Annotated in this window: 20 protein-coding genes and 1 pseudogene; 11 read left to right on the top strand and 10 right to left on the bottom strand. The window is 70.3% G+C overall.

The window, feature by feature from the left end:
• Nucleotides 1–229: 229 nt before the first annotated feature.
• Nucleotides 230–910, bottom strand: coding sequence for a response regulator transcription factor (locus AB0I51_RS35400; RefSeq protein ID WP_009340348.1), 681 nt, complete (start codon nucleotides 908–910; stop codon nucleotides 230–232).
• Nucleotides 907–2,211: an ATP-binding protein gene (locus AB0I51_RS35395; protein ID WP_362982371.1), complete on the bottom strand. Its 1,305-nt coding sequence runs from the start codon at nucleotides 2,209–2,211 to the stop codon at nucleotides 907–909. The genes AB0I51_RS35400 and AB0I51_RS35395 overlap by 4 nt, the downstream gene beginning before the upstream one ends.
• 231 nt (nucleotides 2,212–2,442) lie before the next feature.
• On the opposite strand from AB0I51_RS35395, the gene phoU reads away from it, so the two are divergent.
• From phoU to AB0I51_RS35370, 5 genes are all read left to right on the top strand, one after another.
• Nucleotides 2,443–3,132, top strand: a complete 690-nt coding sequence (gene phoU / locus AB0I51_RS35390) for a phosphate signaling complex protein PhoU (RefSeq protein ID WP_200712019.1) — start codon at nucleotides 2,443–2,445, stop codon at nucleotides 3,130–3,132.
• 116 nt (nucleotides 3,133–3,248) lie between these two features.
• The gene (locus AB0I51_RS35385) at nucleotides 3,249–3,404 is read left to right on the top strand and encodes a hypothetical protein (protein WP_019062518.1); all 156 of its coding nucleotides are present in this window, start codon (nucleotides 3,249–3,251) and stop codon (nucleotides 3,402–3,404) included.
• Between the two features lie 149 nt (nucleotides 3,405–3,553).
• On the top strand, nucleotides 3,554–3,802 hold the full coding sequence (locus AB0I51_RS35380) for an SCO4226 family nickel-binding protein (protein WP_362982369.1): 249 nt from the start codon (nucleotides 3,554–3,556) through the stop codon (nucleotides 3,800–3,802).
• A gap of 161 nt (nucleotides 3,803–3,963) precedes the next feature.
• Entirely contained in the window at nucleotides 3,964–4,149 is a 186-nt protein-coding gene (locus tag AB0I51_RS35375) for a hypothetical protein (protein ID WP_362982367.1), read from the top strand.
• 157 nt (nucleotides 4,150–4,306) lie between these two features.
• Complete coding sequence (locus AB0I51_RS35370) at nucleotides 4,307–5,686, top strand: S53 family peptidase (protein WP_362982365.1); 1,380 nt, start codon at nucleotides 4,307–4,309, stop codon at nucleotides 5,684–5,686.
• A 122-nt stretch (nucleotides 5,687–5,808) separates the two neighbouring features.
• Here the strand turns inward: AB0I51_RS35370 and AB0I51_RS35365 are convergent, their stop codons facing one another.
• The 3 genes from AB0I51_RS35365 to AB0I51_RS35355 form a co-directional block, all read right to left on the bottom strand.
• Nucleotides 5,809–6,132: a hypothetical protein gene (locus AB0I51_RS35365; protein ID WP_362982363.1), complete on the bottom strand. Its 324-nt coding sequence runs from the start codon at nucleotides 6,130–6,132 to the stop codon at nucleotides 5,809–5,811.
• 65 nt (nucleotides 6,133–6,197) lie between these two features.
• Complete coding sequence (locus AB0I51_RS35360) at nucleotides 6,198–6,446, bottom strand: hypothetical protein (RefSeq protein ID WP_362982361.1); 249 nt, start codon at nucleotides 6,444–6,446, stop codon at nucleotides 6,198–6,200.
• A gap of 163 nt (nucleotides 6,447–6,609) precedes the next feature.
• Nucleotides 6,610–7,371, bottom strand: a complete 762-nt coding sequence (locus AB0I51_RS35355) for a phosphoglyceromutase (protein WP_362982359.1) — start codon at nucleotides 7,369–7,371, stop codon at nucleotides 6,610–6,612.
• A 164-nt stretch (nucleotides 7,372–7,535) separates the two neighbouring features.
• Here AB0I51_RS35355 and AB0I51_RS35350 point away from each other — a divergent pair, with 164 nt between their 5' ends.
• A complete protein-coding gene (locus tag AB0I51_RS35350) occupies nucleotides 7,536–8,804 on the top strand; it encodes an MFS transporter (RefSeq protein ID WP_362982357.1) in 1,269 nt (422 codons plus the stop codon).
• A gap of 132 nt (nucleotides 8,805–8,936) precedes the next feature.
• Here the strand turns inward: AB0I51_RS35350 and AB0I51_RS35345 are convergent, their stop codons facing one another.
• Together AB0I51_RS35345 and AB0I51_RS35340 are read right to left on the bottom strand one after the other, a co-directional pair.
• Entirely contained in the window at nucleotides 8,937–9,161 is a 225-nt protein-coding gene (locus tag AB0I51_RS35345) for a hypothetical protein (RefSeq protein WP_362982355.1), read from the bottom strand.
• Nucleotides 9,162–9,494: 333 nt separating this feature from the next.
• On the bottom strand, nucleotides 9,495–9,944 hold the full coding sequence (locus tag AB0I51_RS35340; RefSeq protein WP_362982353.1) for a DUF2000 domain-containing protein: 450 nt from the start codon (nucleotides 9,942–9,944) through the stop codon (nucleotides 9,495–9,497).
• A 49-nt stretch (nucleotides 9,945–9,993) separates the two neighbouring features.
• Between AB0I51_RS35340 and AB0I51_RS35335 the strand changes: the two genes are divergently transcribed.
• Together AB0I51_RS35335 and AB0I51_RS35330 are read left to right on the top strand one after the other, a co-directional pair.
• Nucleotides 9,994–10,818 carry an AraC family transcriptional regulator gene (locus tag AB0I51_RS35335; protein ID WP_362982351.1) on the top strand — a complete coding sequence of 275 codons (825 nt, stop codon included), beginning with the start codon at nucleotides 9,994–9,996 and terminating at the stop codon, nucleotides 10,816–10,818.
• 9 nt (nucleotides 10,819–10,827) lie between these two features.
• Entirely contained in the window at nucleotides 10,828–11,472 is a 645-nt protein-coding gene (locus tag AB0I51_RS35330) for a class I SAM-dependent methyltransferase (RefSeq protein ID WP_362982349.1), read from the top strand.
• A gap of 27 nt (nucleotides 11,473–11,499) precedes the next feature.
• Here the strand turns inward: AB0I51_RS35330 and AB0I51_RS35325 are convergent.
• From AB0I51_RS35325 to mshA, 3 genes and pseudogenes are all read right to left on the bottom strand, one after another.
• Nucleotides 11,500–12,871, bottom strand: a pseudogene (locus tag AB0I51_RS35325) (hypothetical protein).
• Between the two features lie 110 nt (nucleotides 12,872–12,981).
• Complete coding sequence (locus AB0I51_RS35320; protein ID WP_362982347.1) at nucleotides 12,982–13,491, bottom strand: YbjN domain-containing protein; 510 nt, start codon at nucleotides 13,489–13,491, stop codon at nucleotides 12,982–12,984.
• Nucleotides 13,484–14,821 carry a D-inositol-3-phosphate glycosyltransferase gene (gene mshA / locus AB0I51_RS35315; protein ID WP_362982345.1) on the bottom strand — a complete coding sequence of 446 codons (1,338 nt, stop codon included), beginning with the start codon at nucleotides 14,819–14,821 and terminating at the stop codon, nucleotides 13,484–13,486. The genes AB0I51_RS35320 and mshA overlap by 8 nt, the downstream gene beginning before the upstream one ends.
• 355 nt (nucleotides 14,822–15,176) lie before the next feature.
• Here mshA and AB0I51_RS35310 point away from each other — a divergent pair, with 355 nt between their 5' ends.
• The 3 genes from AB0I51_RS35310 to AB0I51_RS35300 all read left to right on the top strand — a co-directional run bounded on the left by AB0I51_RS35310 (nucleotide 15,177) and on the right by AB0I51_RS35300 (nucleotide 18,255).
• Nucleotides 15,177–15,905, top strand: coding sequence for an LAETG motif-containing sortase-dependent surface protein (locus tag AB0I51_RS35310; RefSeq protein WP_362982343.1), 729 nt, complete (start codon nucleotides 15,177–15,179; stop codon nucleotides 15,903–15,905).
• A gap of 210 nt (nucleotides 15,906–16,115) precedes the next feature.
• Nucleotides 16,116–16,928 (top strand): class I SAM-dependent methyltransferase, encoded by an 813-nt coding sequence (locus tag AB0I51_RS35305; RefSeq protein ID WP_362982341.1) that lies wholly within the window; start codon nucleotides 16,116–16,118, stop codon nucleotides 16,926–16,928.
• 247 nt (nucleotides 16,929–17,175) lie between these two features.
• The gene (locus tag AB0I51_RS35300) at nucleotides 17,176–18,255 is read left to right on the top strand and encodes an NlpC/P60 family protein (protein ID WP_362982339.1); all 1,080 of its coding nucleotides are present in this window, start codon (nucleotides 17,176–17,178) and stop codon (nucleotides 18,253–18,255) included.
• Nucleotides 18,256–18,386: the final 131 nt, after the last annotated feature.

The following is an 18,386-nucleotide window of genomic DNA, read 5'->3' as shown; positions in this document are numbered from 1 at the left end:
CCCCACCGGGAACCTCACCGGTGGATCCCCCACCCGCAGGCCTCTGCCCACCTCTCTCTGGAGGCTGTACGTTGCGTACGTCACCCCCCCACGCCCCCCACAAACGCGGCAACGGGCGCAGAATCGGTTCTGCCGCCGCCGCGACCGCCGCGCTCCTGATCGCCGGCCTCGGCCGGCTGCGCGGCGGCCGTAGCAGCCGTCGTAGCGCCGACAAGAGTGTGCTCGCGGTTTACGGCTCGAACTTGTAGCCGAGGCCGCGCACCGTCACCAGATACCTGGGCGCGCCCGGGTCCGGCTCGATCTTGGCGCGCAGGCGCTTGACGTGGACGTCCAGGGTTTTGGTGTCGCCCACGTAGTCGGCGCCCCAGACTCTGTCGATGAGCTGCATACGGGTCAGTACGCGGCCCGCGTTGCGCAGGAGCATCTCCAGCAGGTCGAACTCCTTGAGGGGCAGGTCGACCTTGGAGCCGGAGACCGTGACCACGTGGCGATCCACGTCCATGCGGACCGGACCTGCCTCGAGGGCGGCCGGGGTGACTTCCTCGGGCTCGCCGCGGCGGCGCAGGACGGCCCGGATACGGGCGACGAGCTCGCGGGACGAGAAGGGCTTGGTGACGTAGTCATCGGCTCCTATTTCCAGGCCTACGACCTTGTCGATCTCACTGTCCTTGGCCGTCACCATGATCACGGGGACGTTGGAGCGGCCGCGCAGCTGGCGGCAGACCTCCGTGCCGGGCAGGCCCGGCAGCATCAGATCGAGCAGGACGAGATCGGCGCCGTTGCGCTCGAACTCGTCGAGTCCGTCGGGCCCGGTGGTCGCGATGGCGACCTCGAAGCCCTCCTTGCGGAGCATGTACGACAGGGCGTCGGAGAAGGACTCCTCGTCCTCGACGACGAGCACTCGGGTCACGGAAGGACCTCCGGGGCGGGAAGCGGTTTGTACGGGGATGTGTCAGGGGACCCCTCGGCCTCGTCGTCGAGGTCGGGGTGCTGGTGGGCACGGTCGCGGGCCGCACCCGCCTCCGGCAGCCGCAGGGTGAACGTGGAGCCCTGTCCCTCGGAGCTCCACACCGTGACCTCCCCGCCGTGCGAGGCGGCCACGTGCTTGACGATCGCCAGCCCGAGACCCGTACCGCCGGTGGCCCGCGAGCGGGCCGGGTCGACACGGTAGAAGCGCTCGAACACGCGCTCCTTGTCCTTCTCGGATATCCCGATGCCCTGGTCGGTGACGGCGACCTCGATGTGGTCGCCGCCGGGCGCGGTCACCCGGCGGGCGGCTATGCCGACACGGGTGCGGGCGGGCGAGTAGTTGACGGCGTTCTCGACCAGGTTGCCGAGGGCGGCGGCCAGCTGGCCGCGGTTGCCCCAGACGTGCAGGTCGGCGGTGCCGCCCGCCCGTCTCCCGCCACCACCCTGATCGAGCCCTTCGGGCGCCCCCACACTCGCGGCCATGGTGATCTGCTTGGTGCCGGCCTGGTGCCGGCAGCGGTCGATGGCCTCGGCGACGAGTTCGTCGACGCGCACCGGTTCGGCGTCTTCGAGGGGGTCGTCGTTCTGGACCCGTGACAGGTCGATGAGCTCCTGCACGAGATTGGTCAGGCGCGTGGCCTCGATCTGCATCCGGCCGGCGAAGCGCTCCACCGCCTCAGGGTCGTCGGAGGCGTCCATGACCGCCTCCGAGAGGAGAGAGAGGGCCCCGACCGGGGTCTTCAGCTCATGGCTGACATTCGCCACGAAGTCACGTCGTACGGCCTCGATACGGCGGGCCTCGGTGAGGTCCTCCACGAGGAGCAGGACGAGCCGGGAGCCGAGCGGGGCCACACGCGCGGACACGGCGAGTGCCTCGCCGCGTCCGGTGCCCCGCCGGGGCAGATCCAGTTCGACCTGGCGTATCTCGCCGTCGCGCCGGGTGTCCCGGGCCATCTTGAGCATCGGGTCGACGGAGAGTTTCCCGCCACGGACCAGTCCGAGGGCGTACGCCGCCGAGCTGGCCTTGACCACGGCGTCCGCTTCGTCGAGGACGACGGCCGAGGAGCGGAGCACCGAGAGGACGGTGTCCACGCCCGGCGGAAGCACCGGGTCCGTGTGCAGGGAGGTCCTGGTCGGCCGTTTCTGGTCGCGTTCGCTCCAGCGGAACGCCAGCATGGCGATGACACCGGTGAGCACCCCGGCGATCGCTGCCGCTGCGGCGACCGCCGCGTTCACGTCCATGCCCCCAGGTTAGGCATGGGATACCTCCTGGCCACAGCCATCGGAGTGCGACCTCGAACACTCGTCGCCCAGAGTTCACCTTGGAGCCAGTATTGGTTCATTTGGGGTGGCGGAAACCGTCGCGTAGGAGCGGGAACGTGGGAGCGTGGGGTGGAAGGGCCGGTTTTTCGTCACAACGGACAGGCCCGGGGCCCCTGAGCCCCCGAAGCGAACGTAGGAGAGGGAACCCTGATGCGGGACGCGTACCACGAGGAACTTGACTCGATCGGTGACGGTCTGGTGGAGATGGCCCGGCTGACCGGGTCGGCGATCGGGCGCGCCACGACGGCGATCCTGGACTCCGACCTGAAGCTGGCCGAGAGCGTCATCGAGGCCGACAAGAAGGTCGACGACCTCCAGCACGACCTGGAAGCACGGGCCATAGCCCTGCTGGCCCGGCAGCAGCCGGTGGCGACCGACCTGCGGATCGTCGTCACGTCCCTGCGCATGTCCGCCGACCTGGAGCGCTCCGGCGACCTCGCCCAGCACGTGGCGAAGCTCGCCCGGCTGCGCTTCCCGGACCGGGCGGTGCCGCACGACCTGCACGCGACCATCCTGGAGATGGGCCAGCTCGCCCAGCGCCTGATGGCCAAGGCGGCCGAGGTCATCATCACGAAGGACGTCGACCTGGCCCTCCAGCTGGAGCAGGACGACGACGCGATGGACCTGCTGCACCGCACGCTCTTCCAGCACCTGCTGGACGACAAGTGGAAGCACGGCATCGAGACCGCGGTCGACGTGACCCTGCTCGGCCGCTACTACGAGCGCTTCGCCGACCACGCCGTGTCGGTGGCGAAGCGCGTGGTGTTCCTGGTCACGGGTGAGCACGCGGACGAGCTGCAGCCCGACATCCAGCCGGCGACGGGGGCCGAGGGGGCGTAGGGCCCAGGTCGGGCGACTCGCGGGGGAAGCCTCAATGCGCCGTTGATGCGCCCGCCGCAGCGGGCATCCAATGGGCAGCATCCGATGGGCACAGGCACCAGCCTCCAGGAGGACCCATGGCCGAATCCCCCGCCACGACGCCGGACCCGACGCAGGAGCGCGAGACGCAGCAGCCCGCCGAGATCAAGAGCCTCCCGCTCTTCGGCGCCTGCGGCTGCGGCTCGGGCTGCGGATGCGGGTGCCAGTCGGGCAATCCCTGCCAGTGCGGCTGACCGCCGTCTGTTCCCGGAGGGGCCTTGGTGCTACGGCGCCGGGGCCCCTCCGGCGTGCTCAGGGGCCGTTTCCGGCCGCGGTGAGCAGGACGTCCGTGGCGAAGGAGCGCAGCATGGGGAGGGGGAACAGCACGAGGAGGTGCGAGGCCATGGCTCAGTACATGGACGTACATCACGGAATGAAGGGCATCACGGCCGACCAGTTGATGGCGGCCCACAAGGCGGATCTCGCCGTGGAGAGGGACGAGGGCGTCCACTTCGAGCGGGCCTGGGCGGACCCGGAGTCCGGGACCGTGTACTGCCTGTCGGAGGCACCGTCGCCCGAGGCGGTCCAGCGCGTTCACGAGCGCGCGGGGCACCGGGCGGACGAGGTGCACCCGGTGCCGTACTCGATCTGACGCCGTACCCGGGGGTGTTGGGGGGGTCCCCCCAGGTGCGGTCAGCCCCACCCCCGAGCGGGTGGGGCGCTCCATGGTGGGTGCGGGCCGACGAAGGCATCGTAGAAGCCGGTTGGCCCCCGGCCGATCTCCACCGATCGCCCGCCCGGAAGGAACGTCCCATGGAATCAAGGCAGTTCACCGACCCGGCCGAGGTCCCCGGCGAGAGTGCGCTCGCTCCGCTGCTGGCCGCGTGGGACCTGGCGCACCCCACCAAGGGTGATCCCGAGTGGCGGCACCTGCTGGACGAGATCGCACATCCCCGCACCACGGAGGCGTTCCGGCGGCTGGCCGGGGCCGCGGCCTGATCAAACCCGTCCGTCCACCAGGACCGTTCGAGCACTGGGTGCTGTTTGGGCAAAAGCTTCGGCATCGGCAGTTCAACTGACTTGTCCTGTGCATGTCTCACTGGATGAGATGCACGCAGACCATCGCGTGCAACTCACAATCATCCAGGGGCGATTCATGCACATAGCGCGCACCAGACGCGGCATCGCGGCTTCCACCGCCGCCACCGCCACCCTCGCCGTCGCCGCCCTGGCGACCGCCCCGCTGGCCGGTGTCAGCAGCGCCGCGTCCGCCGCCGTACCGCAGACGAAGGCCATCCCGGCGATCACCGGACACACCCTCGCCCGCGACGTGCCGAGCCCGCTCTCCAGCGAGGAGTGCGAGGCCAAGTGGCAGATCGCCTGCTACAACCCGCTGCAGTACCGCACCGCGTACAACCTCAACTCCCTTTACCGGAAGGGCATTACGGGCAAGGGACGCACGATCGTCATCGTCGACTCGTTCGGCTCGCCGACGATCCAGCACGATCTCGACGTCTACAGCAAGCAGTTCGGCCTGCGCAGCACCAAGGTCAACGTGGTCAAGTGGGGCAACGTCCCGGTCTTCGACCCGAAGAACGCCGACATGACCGGCTGGGCCGGCGAGACCACCCTGGACGTCGAGATGGCCCACGCGGTCGCGCCCGACGCGAAGATCGTGCTCGTCGAGACGGCGGTCGCCGAGACCGAGGGCGTCACCGGTCTGCCGGAGATGATGAACGCCGAGAAGTACCTGATCGACCACGGTGTCGGCGACGTCATCACGCAGAGCTTCGGCGCCACCGAGAACACCTTCCCCGGCTTCGACCAGGGCGACTTCTCCAGCATCAAGAAGCTGCGCTACGCCTTCCAGGACGCCCACCGCAAGCACGTCACCGTCCTCGCCTCCTCCGGCGACGGCGGCGCAACCGACTACAACCTGGCCGGCACCGCCTTCTACGACAAGCCCGTCAACTCCTGGCCTTCTTCGGACCCGTTGGTCACGTCGATCGGCGGCACGCAGCTCCACCTCGACGACAAGGGCAACCGCGTCACCCCGGACAGCGTCTACAACGACTACGGCGCGAGCGGAGGCGGCCAGTCCCACGTGTTCTCCCGCCCGTCCTTCCAGAACGGCGTGAAGAGCGTCGTCGGCACCCAGCGCGCCACGCCCGACGTGTCGATGGCCGCGGCGGTCAACGGCGGCGCCTGGGTCTACTCCAGCTACGACCCGACCGCGATCGGCTGGGACGTCTACGGCGGCACCAGCGAGGCCGGCCCGCTCTTCTCGGGCATCGTCGCCCTCGCCGACCAGGCGGCGGGACACCGGGTGGGCGACATCAACTCGGCGCTGTACGCGCTCGCTCGGCACGGCGCCAGGAGCAACGGCATCGTCGACGTGAACGACGGCACGAACAACACGTACGCGGGCGTGACCGGTTACACGGCCGGCAACGGCTACGACATGGCGACGGGCGTGGGCACGGTGGACGCGCTGCGCTTCGTTCCGGCGCTGGCGAAGGCGAGCTGGAAGCGCTGAGGCACTGAGGCATCGCGGGACCCTCTGAACTCCCGTACGGACGGCCCGGGTTCGCATCCGATGCGAACCCGGGCCGTCCGCGTCCCAAGCGAATCCCGGGTGGCGGTGCCCACCGGAAGGTGCTATTCGGGGGTGCGAAGACCTCGTCGCCAGTAGAAGTGACGTGCGACCCGGAGGACCAGGACCACCGTCGTGACCGCCAGTACGAGGTTGAGCGTGTCCATCGTCATGACGACGGAGTGGGACGCGTGCAGCAGTCGCGGCAGGTTGCCGCCGATCATCCCCAGCCCCAGCAACAGAGGGAGCCACGCCCAGAAGAAGCGCGTACCCCGAACAGGACCGGCTCCCTTGCGCGCCTTGACCCGCTCCCACCATCGACCGCCCAGAGCCACCAGGATCAGCGGACATCCCATGGCCACTACGGACCAGTCCATGACCTGCAGCATCGCTGCTCCCCCAAATCGCTGGTTTCCGAGTGTAGTTGGGGTGGGCTGCCGAGTTGGTTCCGCTACTACTCGTAGTTCCTCGCGGCTCCCAGGGCTCGTGCGAAGAAGCTCCAGTCACCGCCTTCGGGCAGAGTACGGCCGAAGTTGCTGTACCAGCCGTCCGCGTCGTTGATCCACGCTGCCAGCGCCTCCAGGAAACGCCCGAGGTCCTCGTTCTCCCATGTGTGGCCCTCCTCGGTGAAGCTGTGCTGGAGGGCCACGACGAAGGCAAACAGGTCTTCTCTGCTGTTGACGTGATCAGGAGAAGTGGTCATGAGCAGCACCCTGGTTGGCACGCTTCACGTCGGACCCGCTCCCTGCGCTTCGGCACACTCGAATGCGAGGCCGTCGAGACATCACCCGACGCCTTCACCGCAACAAGCCCCCTGCCTGCGAAGAATCCGCAGGCAGGGGGCTTGGTCGAGCAGGCAGTACGGGCTACTTCTTCTTGCCCTGATTCTTGACCGCCTCGATCGCCGCCGCGGCCGCGGCCGGGTCGAGGTAGGTGCCGCCGGGGTTGAGCGGCTTGAAGGATGCGTCGAGTTCGTACGACAGCGGGATGCCCGTCGGGATGTTCAGGCCCGCGATGTCGGCGTCGGAGATGCCGTCGAGGTGCTTGACGAGGGCGCGGAGTGAGTTGCCGTGGGCGGCGACGAGGACCGTGCGGCCTGCGAGGAGGTCGGGGACGATGCCGTCGTACCAGTAGGGGAGCATGCGGACGACGACGTCCTTCAGGCACTCCGTGCGGGGGCGCAGCTCCGGGGGGATGGAGGCGTAGCGCGGGTCCGCGGACTGGGAGAACTCCGTGCCGTCCTCGAGGGGCGGCGGCGGGGTGTCGTAGGAGCGGCGCCACAGCATGAACTGCTCCTCGCCGAACTCCGCGAGGGTCTGCGCCTTGTCCTTGCCCTGGAGGGCGCCGTAGTGGCGCTCGTTCAGGCGCCAGCTGCGGTGGACCGGGATCCAGTGGCGGTCCGCGGATTCGAGGGCGAGTTGCGCCGTGCGGATCGCGCGCTTCTGGAGGGACGTGTGAACGACGTCGGGGAGGAGGTCGGCGTCCTTCAGGAGCTCGCCACCGCGGACTGCCTCGTTCTCGCCCTTCGCGTTCAGGTTGACGTCCACCCAGCCGGTGAACAGGTTCTTCGCGTTCCACTCGCTCTCGCCGTGGCGGAGGAGGATCAGCTTGTACGGTGCGTCGGCCATGCCCCAGAGCGTAATCCACGCATTCGGGCCACGGTCGGGTGCCCGCCTCCCGGTCCGACAGTTGACGGCTTCTGTTAATTGAGTGGTCCGCCGACCCTCCCCCTTCGTAAGTTGTGATCGCCGCCTTGGCCACTTACACCTGTCCGACCGTGGGGGATCGATCCATGTCACTCGCCGCTCTGAGACGTGCCGCCCGGGAAACCGTCTCCGGTCTGCCTCGCGAGTTCTGGTGGCTGTGGACCAGCACCCTCGTCAACCGGCTCGGGGCGTTCGTCTCGACCTTCATGGCCCTGTATCTGACCCTCGACCGCGGCTACTCCGCGACCTACGCCGGTCTCGTCGCCTCGCTGCACGGGCTCGGCGGGGTCGTCTCGTCCGTCGGCGCGGGCGTGATGACCGACCGGCTGGGCCGCCGCCCCACCCTCCTCATCGCCCAGTCCTCGACCGCGGCGGCCGTGGCACTGCTCGGCTTCATGCACGACCCCCTCGCCATCGCGGGTGTCGCCTTCCTCGTCGGGATGGCGAGCAACGCGTCCCGGCCCGCGGTGCAGGCGATGATGGCCGACATCGTGCGGCCCGAGGACCGCGTCCGCGCGTTCTCCTTGAACTACTGGGCGATCAACCTCGGCTTCGCGATCTCCTCCATGGCCGCCGGGTTCATCGCCGAGGTCAGCTACCGCGCCGGCTTCCTGCTGGAGGCGGGGATGACGGCGGCCTGCGCGGTCGTCGTCTTCCTGAAGCTGCCCGAGTCCCGGCCCACGGTCGCCACAAACGACGACGGCAAGAAGTCCGTGGACCCGGTGGGCCTCGGGACCGTACTGCGCGACGGGCGGTTCATGAGCGTCGTAGGACTGTCCTTCCTCGTCGCGCTCGTCTTCCAGCAGGGCTCGGTCGGACTGCCGGTCGCGATGGGCGAGGCCGGCTTCACCCCCGCCGACTACGGCACCGCGATCGCCGTCAACGGCTTCCTCATCGTCGCCCTCCAGATCCCGGTCACCCGCCTCATCGAACACCGCGACGCCAAGCGGCTGTTGGTCGTCTCCTCGCTCCTCGCGGGCTACGGCTTCGGGCTCACCGCGTTCGCCGGCTCGGTCGGTGTCTTCGCCCTCACGGTGTGCGTGTGGACCCTGGGCGAGATGATCAACGCCCCTACGCAGACGGGCCTCGTGGTCCGCCTCTCCCCGGTCCAGGGACGCGGGCGCTACCAGGGCATGTACACCCTGTCGTGGGCCGTCGCCGCGCTCGTCGCCCCGCTGATGTCCGGCTTCGTCATCGACCGCTTCGGCGCGGAGTGGCTGTGGGGGTTGTGCGCGGTCGTGGGGACGGGGGCGGCGGTGGGGTACGGGGCGCTGATGCGGCGGCTCCCGGCGAACGAGACGGCAGCCCCCGAGTCCTCTGCCGCCGTGGCGGCACCGGAGGTCAGCGCGGCCTGACGGCCCTGCGACGACACGGCCACGCCGTCACCTTCCCGACGGCGGCGTACCCGACGGTGAGCCCCCTACCCGCACGTCTTCTGCGGGTAGGGGGCTCACCGTCGTGCTGCGATGACCGCCGACAGGCGCCGGTCAGTAGCCGACGTTCACGCCGACGCTGTGGGGGAGCGCACCGAGGGTGCCGCCGAGGGTGCCCAGGACAGTTGCCTTGGCCGAGTCGACCTCGGCGAGGAGGTCAGCACTGCTGAGGGTCGTCGAGCCGACGCTGACGCTGACCTGCGGGCTCACGCCGCCGGAGACTGTGTCGAGCTCGGTGTCGGAGATCTCAAGGGTCTGAACCTGGGGAGCGGAGTTCATGGGGAAGCTGCCCTTCGCGTGGTGGTCCACATGGGGATGCGGTCCCGCTGGGGACGGGCTGCGGGCCGCGATGCGCAGGATCAAACCACGCGACGTGCGGGGCAGCCAGTCCGAACCCGCTCCCCGCAGGGCAGTTGAACCCGGCGGCGACCGAACCGTGTGAGTGTGCACACGAATTGGGTCCGGGTTCTCTACACGCGGCGGCGCACAGCGGGCTGACGGACAGTACGGCGGCCGGTTCGAACCGGACAACTCGGCCCCAACGGGCCCCACCCGCCCCGCGGTTGCGCACGCCCTGTGCAGATTCGGTCATGGATGGCGTCACGGCCGGCGTCACGGATGCATCCGCGCCCCCTTCACCACCTTGTCGACCCCGTTCCGCGGCCCGTACACCGCCAGCCCCACCACATCCAGCCCGGCCGTGGGGACAGCCCTTACCGCTGCCCGGTTGTCCCGGTCGTTGCCGGTACCGAACAGGTCGGACGTGAAGACCGCGCGTGGCAGGGCCCGGGACAGGACCCGGCCGTGGGCCGCCACCAGGACCTCCTTCGTGGCCTCGAAGACCATCACCGGCTGCCGGAACATCGGCAGATATCCGACCCCGTCGGCGTCCTCGTACGGCTCCCCGATCACCTCGGGGATCTGCGTGCCCAGACCGCTGACCAGGAAGGATGTGACGTTCAGCCGCTGCCAGGGCTCCAGGTCGTCCCGCAGCAGGACGGCGATCTTCGTGTCGAAGCGCATCGGTTCGGTGATCGCCTCAGTGGTCATGTCAGTGCTCATGCACCGAGACTGCCGACCGCCCCGCGCCCCCGTCTTGTACGTTCTTTGCATGGCCCCGCACCACGGCCCTGCCCGCCCCGAGCAGGAAGTCTCCGCGTGGCGGCCCCGCATCCCCGGTGTCGTCGAGGTCTTCCACGCCCACTTCACCGAGTACTCCTACCCGATGCATGTGCACGAGGCGTGGACGCTGCTGATCGTGGACGACGGTGCCGTACGGTACGACCTCGACCGGCACGAGCACGGCACCCCGCACGACACGGTGTCCCTGCTCCCGCCGCATGTCCCGCACAACGGCTCCCCCGCCACCCCGCACGGCTTCCGCAAGCGGGTCCTCTATCTCGACGGCACCCACCTCCCGGACGGCCTGATCGGGTCCGCCGTCGACCGTCCCGACCTCCGCGACCCCCGACTCCGGCTGCGCGTGGGCCAGTTGCACACCGTGCTCGACCACCCCGGTGACGAACTGGAGGCGGAGAGCCGCCTGACGCTCATCGCCGAACGGCTGCACGCCCACCTACGGCCGTCCGCCCCCGCCCCCACCGGGGACCCCGCCCTCGCCCGCACCCTGCGCGAACTCCTCGACGAGCGTGTCACCGAGGGCATCGCGCTGGACGAGGCCTCGCGGCTCGTGCACGCCCATCCCGCCCATCTGGTACGGGCGTTCAGCGGCGCCTACGGCATCGCACCGCACCAGTACCTGATGTCCCGCCGCGTCGACCGCGCCCGCCGGCTCCTCCTCGACGGCCGCCCGCCGGGCGAGGTGGCGGCGGCGACCGGCTTCTACGACCAGTCCCATCTCACCCGCCATTTCCGGAAGTTGGTGGGGGTCACGCCGGGGCGTTATTCACGCGACAGGGACCAGCACCGCGGTTAGTTTCGCGGCATGGACTGGCACGAGTGGCACGACGCCTACGACTCCCCCGACTCCTACCTCAGCGAGCGCCTCGCTCGCGTCCAGGAGCGAATCCGGTACGCCCTCGACACCGCCCCGGCGGGCCCGCTCTCCGCGATCAGCCTCTGCGCCGGACAGGGTCGCGACCTGATCGGCGTACTGGCGGACCATCCGCGCGGGACCGAAGTCCGCGCCCGGCTGGTCGAGTTGGACGAACGCAACGTCGCCCACGCGACGGAGGCCGCCCGGGCCGCCGGCCTCCCCGGGGTCGAAGTCGTCGCCGGGGACGCCTCGTTGACGGACCAGTACGCCGACCTCGCACCCGCCGACCTCGTCCTGCTGTGCGGTGTCCTCGGCAACATCACCGACCCTGACGTCGAACGTCTCCTGGACCACTGCACCGCGTTGTGCCGGACCGGGGGCACGGTCGTCTGGACCCGCAACCGCAAGGCCCCGGACCTCGTCCCGCGGATCTGCGCCTGGCTGGAGGAGCGCGGCTTCGAACGGCTGTGGGTCTCCGATCCCGCGCTCACCGCGTCCGTGGGTGCCCACCGCTTCACCGGTGAGAACCGCCGACTCCCGCCCGGACAGCGCATGTTCGACTTCATCGGCTACGACACCCTGTGGCGCGCCTGAGGCACGGAGCCGTGCGGCGCTCGTAAGTCACAGCTCCCGCTGTGCCTCGTACAGGTTCCGCGGCCGTACGGCGTCCGTCGTGCCGTAGAGCTCCAGGCGTGAGTGCGGGTCGCCGGTGAAGCCGGGGACGTCGGACTGGTCGAACTCGGTGACCGTGTTCAGGCCCACCGTGGCGCTGTACGGGGCCAGTTGGTCGATCTTCATCAGGCCGGCGCGGCCGTTGGTGACGCGGATGTTCCAGTGGGTGAAGCGGGCGCCGAAGAGCGGGCCGGCGTTGGCGTCGCCGCCGTGGCGGCCGTTGTTGTCGACCGTGATGTCGGTGCGGATGTTGGCGATGGGCAGGCCGCGGTGGCTGTCGAAGGTGCCCATGCGCATGTCGCCGCGCGACCAGACGTTGTAGGAGGACAGGCCCTCGACGTTGATGCCGTGGAGCTGGGTGTTGGGCGGGGCCGGGACGGTGCGCTCCTCGATCGTGAAGCCCTCGATGAGGTTGTCGTGCGAGCCCTCGCGGCAGAAGTAGGGGTGGTGGGAGCCGCGGCCCGCGACCGTCGTACCGCGCAGGGTGCAGGCCGAGGCCGCCACCAGGCCGAAGCCGTTGTCCACATGACGGACCGTCACGTCGTCCACCCGGCAGTCGTAGGCGCATTGGAGGACGACCCCGTTGCAGCCCTTGTCGAGGAGGTGCGGCTGCTGCGGGGTCTCGACCGCCTCCAGGGTGAGGCCTTCGACGCCCGACCCCGTCAACTCCTCCACATGAGTGGTGAATTGGGGGTTCCACTCGGGGCGGAGATCGAGGGGCAGGGGGCGTTCGAGAGTCACCCTGCGGCCGTCCACGTGGGCGATGCGGACGGGCCATTCGTAGGGGACGTACGACAGGAGCTTCGTCTTGTCGTCCCAGTAGTACGCCTCGGGACCGGGGCCGCCGCCCGCCAAGTGCCGGAGGAGGGTGTGGGCGGTGTCGTCGGCGAGGCGGAGCAACACCAGGGTGCCAGGCCTGAGTTGCGAGGCGTCCGCGACCCGCACCGTCCACTCGCCCTGCCGGGCGGGTTCGACGGTCGTCAACTGCCGCCATTCGTCACGCCTGCTGCCGGTCCAGCCCTCGAAGGGCCAGGCCTTCGCCCTGATCGCGGGGGCGGAGTCGGTGGTGCCGACCTCCCCCGGCGGCGCCGTAGCGGAGGACGTCGAACACCCGGGTGGGGCGGGGGCGGCGCCTGGCGCCCGCGGCGCCGATGTAGGGGATCTGCGGGTGGGTGAAGGGGGTGCGGGTGAACTCCCGCCAAAGGGAGGGGACTTCGCCCCGGGGGCCCGCGGGTCCCGGTTTCGGCAGGGGGACCGCCAGGGCCAGCGTGCTTCCGAGCAGGGTTCGTCTGGTGAGACGGCTGTGACGGGGGTGGCTCATATACGTACGTCCCCCCATGCGACTATTCATCGATGTGAACGACGTTCATAAATGTGCTGGCGGTGAGCATGCCACGGAGCCCCTTCGATAAGGAAGGGGTTGGGCTGCGATCAGTCGGTCGGCCTCTGGGTCAGATGAGTGAACGCGTCGAGATTCCGCGTGGACTCCCCGCGCGACACCCGCCACGCGTACTCCTTGCGGATCGCGGAGGAGAAGCCCAGTTCCAGGAGGGTGTTGAAGCTGCCGTCGGCGGCCTCCAGGACCTGGCCGAGGAGGCGGTCGACCTCGGCCTCGGTGACGGCGGACAGCGGGAGGCGGCCGGTGACGTACACGTCACCGAGCTGATCGACGGCGTAACTCACGCCGTACAGCTTGAGGTTGCGCTCCAGGAGCCAGCGGTGGACGCCCGTCTCGTTCTCGTCGGGGTGACGGATGACGAAGGCGTTGAGCGAGAGGGAGTGGCGGCCGACGAGGAGGGAGACGGTCGTCGACAGCTTGCGGGTGCCTGGGAGTTGCACCACGAACGTGCCCGACTCCGGGCTCTCCCAGTCGAGTTCGGCGCCCTTGAGGAATGCCTCGATGACCTGCGCCGCCCGGTCCTGGTCCGCTTTCTCACCCATGGTGCGAGCGTACGTGACGGCGGTGGGCCTGGGCCGCGGCCGCGTACACGTCCGCGGTGGCGGCGGCAGCCGTGTCCCAGCCGAAGCACTGCGCGTGCCGGGCGGCGGCCTCGCCCATGCGGGGCGCGAGGTGCGGGTCGTCGGCGAGGGTGCGCAGCACGCGCGCGTAGGCGGCGGGGTCGTGACCCTGGACCAGGAAGCCGGTCTCACCGTCGCGCACCGCCACCGGGAGCCCGCCGACCGAGGCCGCGAGCACCGGCGTACCGGCCGCCTGCGCCTCTATGGCGACCAGTCCGAAGGACTCGCTGTACGACGGCATGACCAGCACGGACGCGGCCCGGAACCAGTCCGCGAGCTGCTCCTGCCCGACCGGCGGCCGGAACCGCACGACATCCGCGATGCCCAGCCGCGCGGCCAGCTTCTGCAGCCCCTCGGGCTTGGCGAGGCCGCTGCCACTGGGCCCGCCGACGACGGGGACGACGATGTTCGAGCGCAGCTCGGGCCGCTCGTCCAGCAGCACGGCGACCGCGCGCAGGAGCACGTCCGGCGCCTTGAGGGGCTGGATGCGGCCGGCGAAGAGCGGGATCAGGGCGTCCTGCGGGAGCCCGAGTCGGGCGCGGGCAGCCGCCCGGCCGTCCGCCGGCCGGAAGCGTTCGAGGTTCACACCCGGGTGGACTACGGCGACCTTGGCGGGGTCGGCCGCGTAGTGCCGTACGAGTTCGTCGGCCTCCTCCGCCGTGTTGGCGATGAGGCGGTCGGCGGCGGCGACGATCTGGGTCTCGCCGATGACACGGGCGGCGGGCTCGGGGGTGTCGCCGTCGGCCAGGTTGGCGTTCTTGACCTTGGCCATGGTGTGCATCGCGTGCACGAGGGGGACGCCCCAGCGCTGCGCGGCGAGCCAGCCGACGTGACCGGAGAGCCAGTAGTGCGAGTGGACGAGGTCGTAGTAGCCCGGACGGTGACCGGCCCACGCCTGCATCACTCCGTGCGTGAACGCGCAGAGCTGGGCGGGCAGTTCCTCCTTGGCGAGACCTTCGTACGGCCCCGCGTCGACATGCCGGACGAGGACGCCCGGGGCCAGCTCGACGGTCGGGGGAAGGACGGCGGTGGTCGCGCGCGTGAAGATCTCCACCTCGATGTTGATCGCGGCGAGGCGCTGCGCGAGCTCCACGATGTAGACGTTCATGCCGCCCGCGTCGCCCGTGCCGGGCTGGTGCAGCGGCGAGGTGTGCACGGAGAGCATGGCGACCCGGCGGGGTTTGCGGTGCAGCCGCAGCCGGGCGGACGAGGCCGTCGAACGCCGCCCGAGCCTGCTGACGTACTGGCTCACGTGGCGTTCCTCCTCGCTGCGGGCATGCCTGAGGGAGGGTGTGGGGCTCCCTCCAAGGGGGTGCAACGCCGGGGGCCGGGATTCTCATTCCGGCGCATGGGGATTTTGCCCGGACATTACTGGTGGTCGCTCAACCGTTCGAGCCGTTACTGCGTGGGCAGTTGGTGCACCGAGCTGTCGTCGGTCATGCACATGACCATCACTTGACCTCCCCCAGAGCCGTCACCGACCACCCTTTCGCCACCTCTTGACCTGCGCCGATACAACCTTTGACAGCGGGGTCACAGGGCTTGTAGACGTGTCGGGCGCTCGGACTCTTCGACGTGGTCCCGGGCCCTTCGACCTAAGGACAAGCGTGTCCCTCTCCCCCCGTGCCGCCAGGGCGGCCCGTGTCATAGGCACCTCGACCGCCGCGGTCGCGCTCTCCCTCGCCGCCGCCCACACCGCGCTCGCCTGCAGCATCGGCGACTTCACCGCGGTCCCGCTCTGCGACGCCCAGGACAACGGCGTCATCCGCGTCACGGACAAGGACGCGAGCGGGACTCCGGCCACGATCGAGCTGTGGCTGCAACTGAATTTCCCCACGGGGTCGGACCAGGAGCGGCTGGTCGCCACCAAGACCATCGCGCACCCGACCGCCGGGGGCGTCAGCGTCGACTTCAAGCTCGACGACTGGTACGCCGGTGTAACTTTCCGGGTCCACGTGAAGGCGGGCGACCAGGTCGACGACGACATCACGCCGATGGTCGTCGTCCCGGACGTGACGTGCGGCGCCTCCGCGTCAGCGTCCGCCTCCGCCTCCGCCCCTGCGTCTGCTTCCGCGCAGCCCTCGACGTCGTCGGAGCCGTCGTCCACCCCCTCCACGCCTCCGCCCTCCGCATCGTTCCCGTCCCCCTTGGAGAGCAGCAGCCCCGTGCCCGCGGCGAGCGGCGCCCCGTCGCCCGCGGGCGGTGGCACCCACCTCGCCGAGACCGGTGCCGGCAACGGGACCATCGCGTTCGCGGGCACCGCGGCCGCCCTGGTCGCGGCCGGGGGCGGCATCGTCGTGGCGCTGCGCCGCAGGGCAGGTCGCGGCTCGCGCTGACCCGGCGGGCGGCCGGGCCGGAGCCTCCCACTTCAGTCCCGCCGGGGGCGCGGATCCGTCGTACACCCGTCGCCTGGACCGCGCACGGATGCCGTCAGCACATCGGCACCGCGATCCACCGACCCGCCGGCCCCTCGGCCCGTCGGCATCGCGATCGCCCCGCACCCGCTCCGCCTCTCGCCGTGACCGCACCCGCCTACCCTCGTACACATGACAGCCCGCGCAGCCGCCCGCCCCGTAGGAACAGTGACCCGCGGGACGACCAACCCCAACCGGCTGCGCCGTATGGACCGCTGGATCGTGGCGACGCACGGGGCGGAGCTGCGGCGGGCCGACGAGCCCCTCGCCGTCGATCTCGGGTACGGTGCCGCGCCCTGGACGGCCGTGGAGCTGCTGGAGCGGCTCCGTTCCGTCGCCCCGCACGCGCGTGTGGTCGGGGTGGAGATCGAACCGGCGCGGGTCGCGGCGGCCCGGCCGTACGAGCGGGAGGGGCTGGTGTTCCGGCACGGCGGGTTCGAGATCCCCGTACCGCAGCGGCCTTCGCTGATCCGCGCGGCGAACGTGCTGCGGCAGTACGACGAGGCTCAGGTCGCCGAGGTCTGGGCGCGGCTGTGCGGGCGGCTCGCCCCGGCCACCGGCCTCTCCCGAGGGGGGCTGCTCGTCGAAGGGACCTGCGACGAGATCGGGCGGCGGCACGTGTGGGTCGCGCTCGGTCCCGAGGGGCCGCGGACGGTCACCTTCGCGGCGCGGCTCGGTTCCCTGGAGCGGCCGTCCGACCTCGCCGAACGCCTCCCCAAGGCCCTCATCCACCGCAATGTGCCCGGCGAACCGGTGCACGCCTTCCTCCGCGACTTCGACCGCGCCTGGGCCGCCGCCGCGCCCTACGCCTCCTACGGCGCCCGTCAGCGCTGGATCCGCGCGGTGCGTGACCTCGCCGCCGACTGGCCGGTGGTGGACGGCCCGGTGCGGTGGCGGCAGGGCGAAGCGACCGTGGAATGGGGGGCCTTGGCCCCGTCGGGGTGAATCGCGGCGCGCGGGTGAGCGGGTGAACGGGCGGCCTGCGGGGGAACGATCTCCGGGGGCCGTTCGTCACATGGGCGGGAGATCGCCGCAACAGGTCGTGCAGTTCACGGCAGGTCATGACCTGGAAGGAAAGGGGAGAAGTACGGGAAGTGCTGCCTCTGTCGATTTCTGTTCGGACATGGCACGATCCCCCAGGTGTCCGTAAGTTACTGACGGTCAATCAGATACGGGATGTGGGGGCAGGGGTATGGGAGCGGGCAGGCGAGCCCTGATCACGACGGCCGTCACGGTCGTCTGCGCGGTCACCGTGCTGGCGGCACCCGGCATCGCCTTCGCGAGCCCGGCACCCACGCCGACCCCGTCGACCTCCGCGTCCCCGACCCCCGTGACCAGCAAGGACCTTGAGGCCGTACGCGCGAAGCTCGACGACCTCTATCACGACGCCGCCGTCGCCACGGACGCCTACAACGCGGCCGAGGAGCAGGCGCAGAAGCAGTCCGCGCAGATCGTCGAGCTGGCCAAGAAGATCGTCAAGGGCCAGGAGAAACTGGACGAGTTGAAGGACCGCGCCGGCGCCGCGGCCCGCTCCCAGTACCGCACGGGCGGGCTCCCGGACGAGGCGCAGCTGATACTGAGCGACAACCCGCAGGCCTTCCTGGACGGTGCCGGGCGGATACTCCAGGGCCAGCGCGCCACCAAGGGCCTGATCGCCGAACTGACCCGCACCCAGCAGGACTTGAAGCAGTACACCGCCGACGCCTCCACCCAGTGGCAGCAGTTGGAGAAGAACCGCCAGGCGAAGGCCGCCGCCAAGAAGGAGATCACGACCCGGATCGCGGCGGCCGAGAAGCTGGAGTCCCAGCTGGAGAAGCAGGAGAAGGAACGCCTGGCCAAGCTGGAGCAGCAGGCCGCGCTGAAGTCACAGACCGCCTGGCTCGACTCCGGCGTCCTCAAGGACATCAGCGGCAAGGCGTCCGCCGCGGGCAAGGCGGCGGTCGCCTACGCGACGGCCCAGCTCGGCAAGCCGTACGAGTGGGGCGCGGAGGGCCCGAAGTCGTACGACTGCTCGGGGCTGACCTCACAGGCCTGGGCGAGCGCCGGCGACCCGATCCCGCGCACCTCGCAGGAGCAGTGGAAGCAGCTGCCGCACGTGGACGTCAAGGACATGCGCCCGGGCGACCTGATCATCTACTTCGACGACGCCAGCCATGTCGCGATGTACATCGGCGACGGCGCGATCATCCACGCTCCGCGACCGGGGCGTACGGTGACGATCGCGGGGGCCGGCTCGATGCCGATATTGGGTGTTGTACGACCGGATGCGTGATTCGCCCGTCCGGTAGGCGTGGTTGCGACCGGTGACCCTGACCACGTGACCCAGCACACGCACCACCCGCCCCAAACCCCGGCCCGGCGTGACCTTCGTCATCCCGGCCCCACCGCCGTCCTGCCCAACTG

The sequence above is a fragment of the Streptomyces sp. NPDC050549 genome (genome assembly GCF_040655035.1).
Classification (GTDB): domain Bacteria; phylum Actinomycetota; class Actinomycetes; order Streptomycetales; family Streptomycetaceae; genus Streptomyces.
This window is presented reverse-complemented; position numbering and strand designations above follow the sequence as displayed.

Coding starts and splice junctions, on each gene's coding strand:
- phoU (WP_200712019.1), top strand. CDS start 2,443: ATGCGGGACGCGTACCACGAGGAACTTGACTCGATCGGTGACGGTCTG.
- AB0I51_RS35335 (WP_362982351.1), top strand. CDS start 9,994: ATGGCCCCGCACCACGGCCCTGCCCGCCCCGAGCAGGAAGTCTCCGCG.
- AB0I51_RS35345 (WP_362982355.1), bottom strand. CDS start 9,161: ATGAACTCCGCTCCCCAGGTTCAGACCCTTGAGATCTCCGACACCGAG.
- AB0I51_RS35370 (WP_362982365.1), top strand. CDS start 4,307: ATGCACATAGCGCGCACCAGACGCGGCATCGCGGCTTCCACCGCCGCC.
- AB0I51_RS35300 (WP_362982339.1), top strand. CDS start 17,176: ATGGGAGCGGGCAGGCGAGCCCTGATCACGACGGCCGTCACGGTCGTC.
- AB0I51_RS35355 (WP_362982359.1), bottom strand. CDS start 7,371: ATGGCCGACGCACCGTACAAGCTGATCCTCCTCCGCCACGGCGAGAGC.
- AB0I51_RS35305 (WP_362982341.1), top strand. CDS start 16,116: ATGACAGCCCGCGCAGCCGCCCGCCCCGTAGGAACAGTGACCCGCGGG.
- AB0I51_RS35330 (WP_362982349.1), top strand. CDS start 10,828: ATGGACTGGCACGAGTGGCACGACGCCTACGACTCCCCCGACTCCTAC.
- AB0I51_RS35365 (WP_362982363.1), bottom strand. CDS start 6,132: ATGCTGCAGGTCATGGACTGGTCCGTAGTGGCCATGGGATGTCCGCTG.
- AB0I51_RS35350 (WP_362982357.1), top strand. CDS start 7,536: ATGTCACTCGCCGCTCTGAGACGTGCCGCCCGGGAAACCGTCTCCGGT.
- AB0I51_RS35320 (WP_362982347.1), bottom strand. CDS start 13,491: ATGGGTGAGAAAGCGGACCAGGACCGGGCGGCGCAGGTCATCGAGGCA.
- AB0I51_RS35385 (WP_019062518.1), top strand. CDS start 3,249: ATGGCCGAATCCCCCGCCACGACGCCGGACCCGACGCAGGAGCGCGAG.
- AB0I51_RS35380 (WP_362982369.1), top strand. CDS start 3,554: ATGGCTCAGTACATGGACGTACATCACGGAATGAAGGGCATCACGGCC.
- AB0I51_RS35395 (WP_362982371.1), bottom strand. CDS start 2,211: ATGGACGTGAACGCGGCGGTCGCCGCAGCGGCAGCGATCGCCGGGGTG.
- AB0I51_RS35340 (WP_362982353.1), bottom strand. CDS start 9,944: ATGAGCACTGACATGACCACTGAGGCGATCACCGAACCGATGCGCTTC.
- AB0I51_RS35375 (WP_362982367.1), top strand. CDS start 3,964: ATGGAATCAAGGCAGTTCACCGACCCGGCCGAGGTCCCCGGCGAGAGT.
- AB0I51_RS35360 (WP_362982361.1), bottom strand. CDS start 6,446: ATGACCACTTCTCCTGATCACGTCAACAGCAGAGAAGACCTGTTTGCC.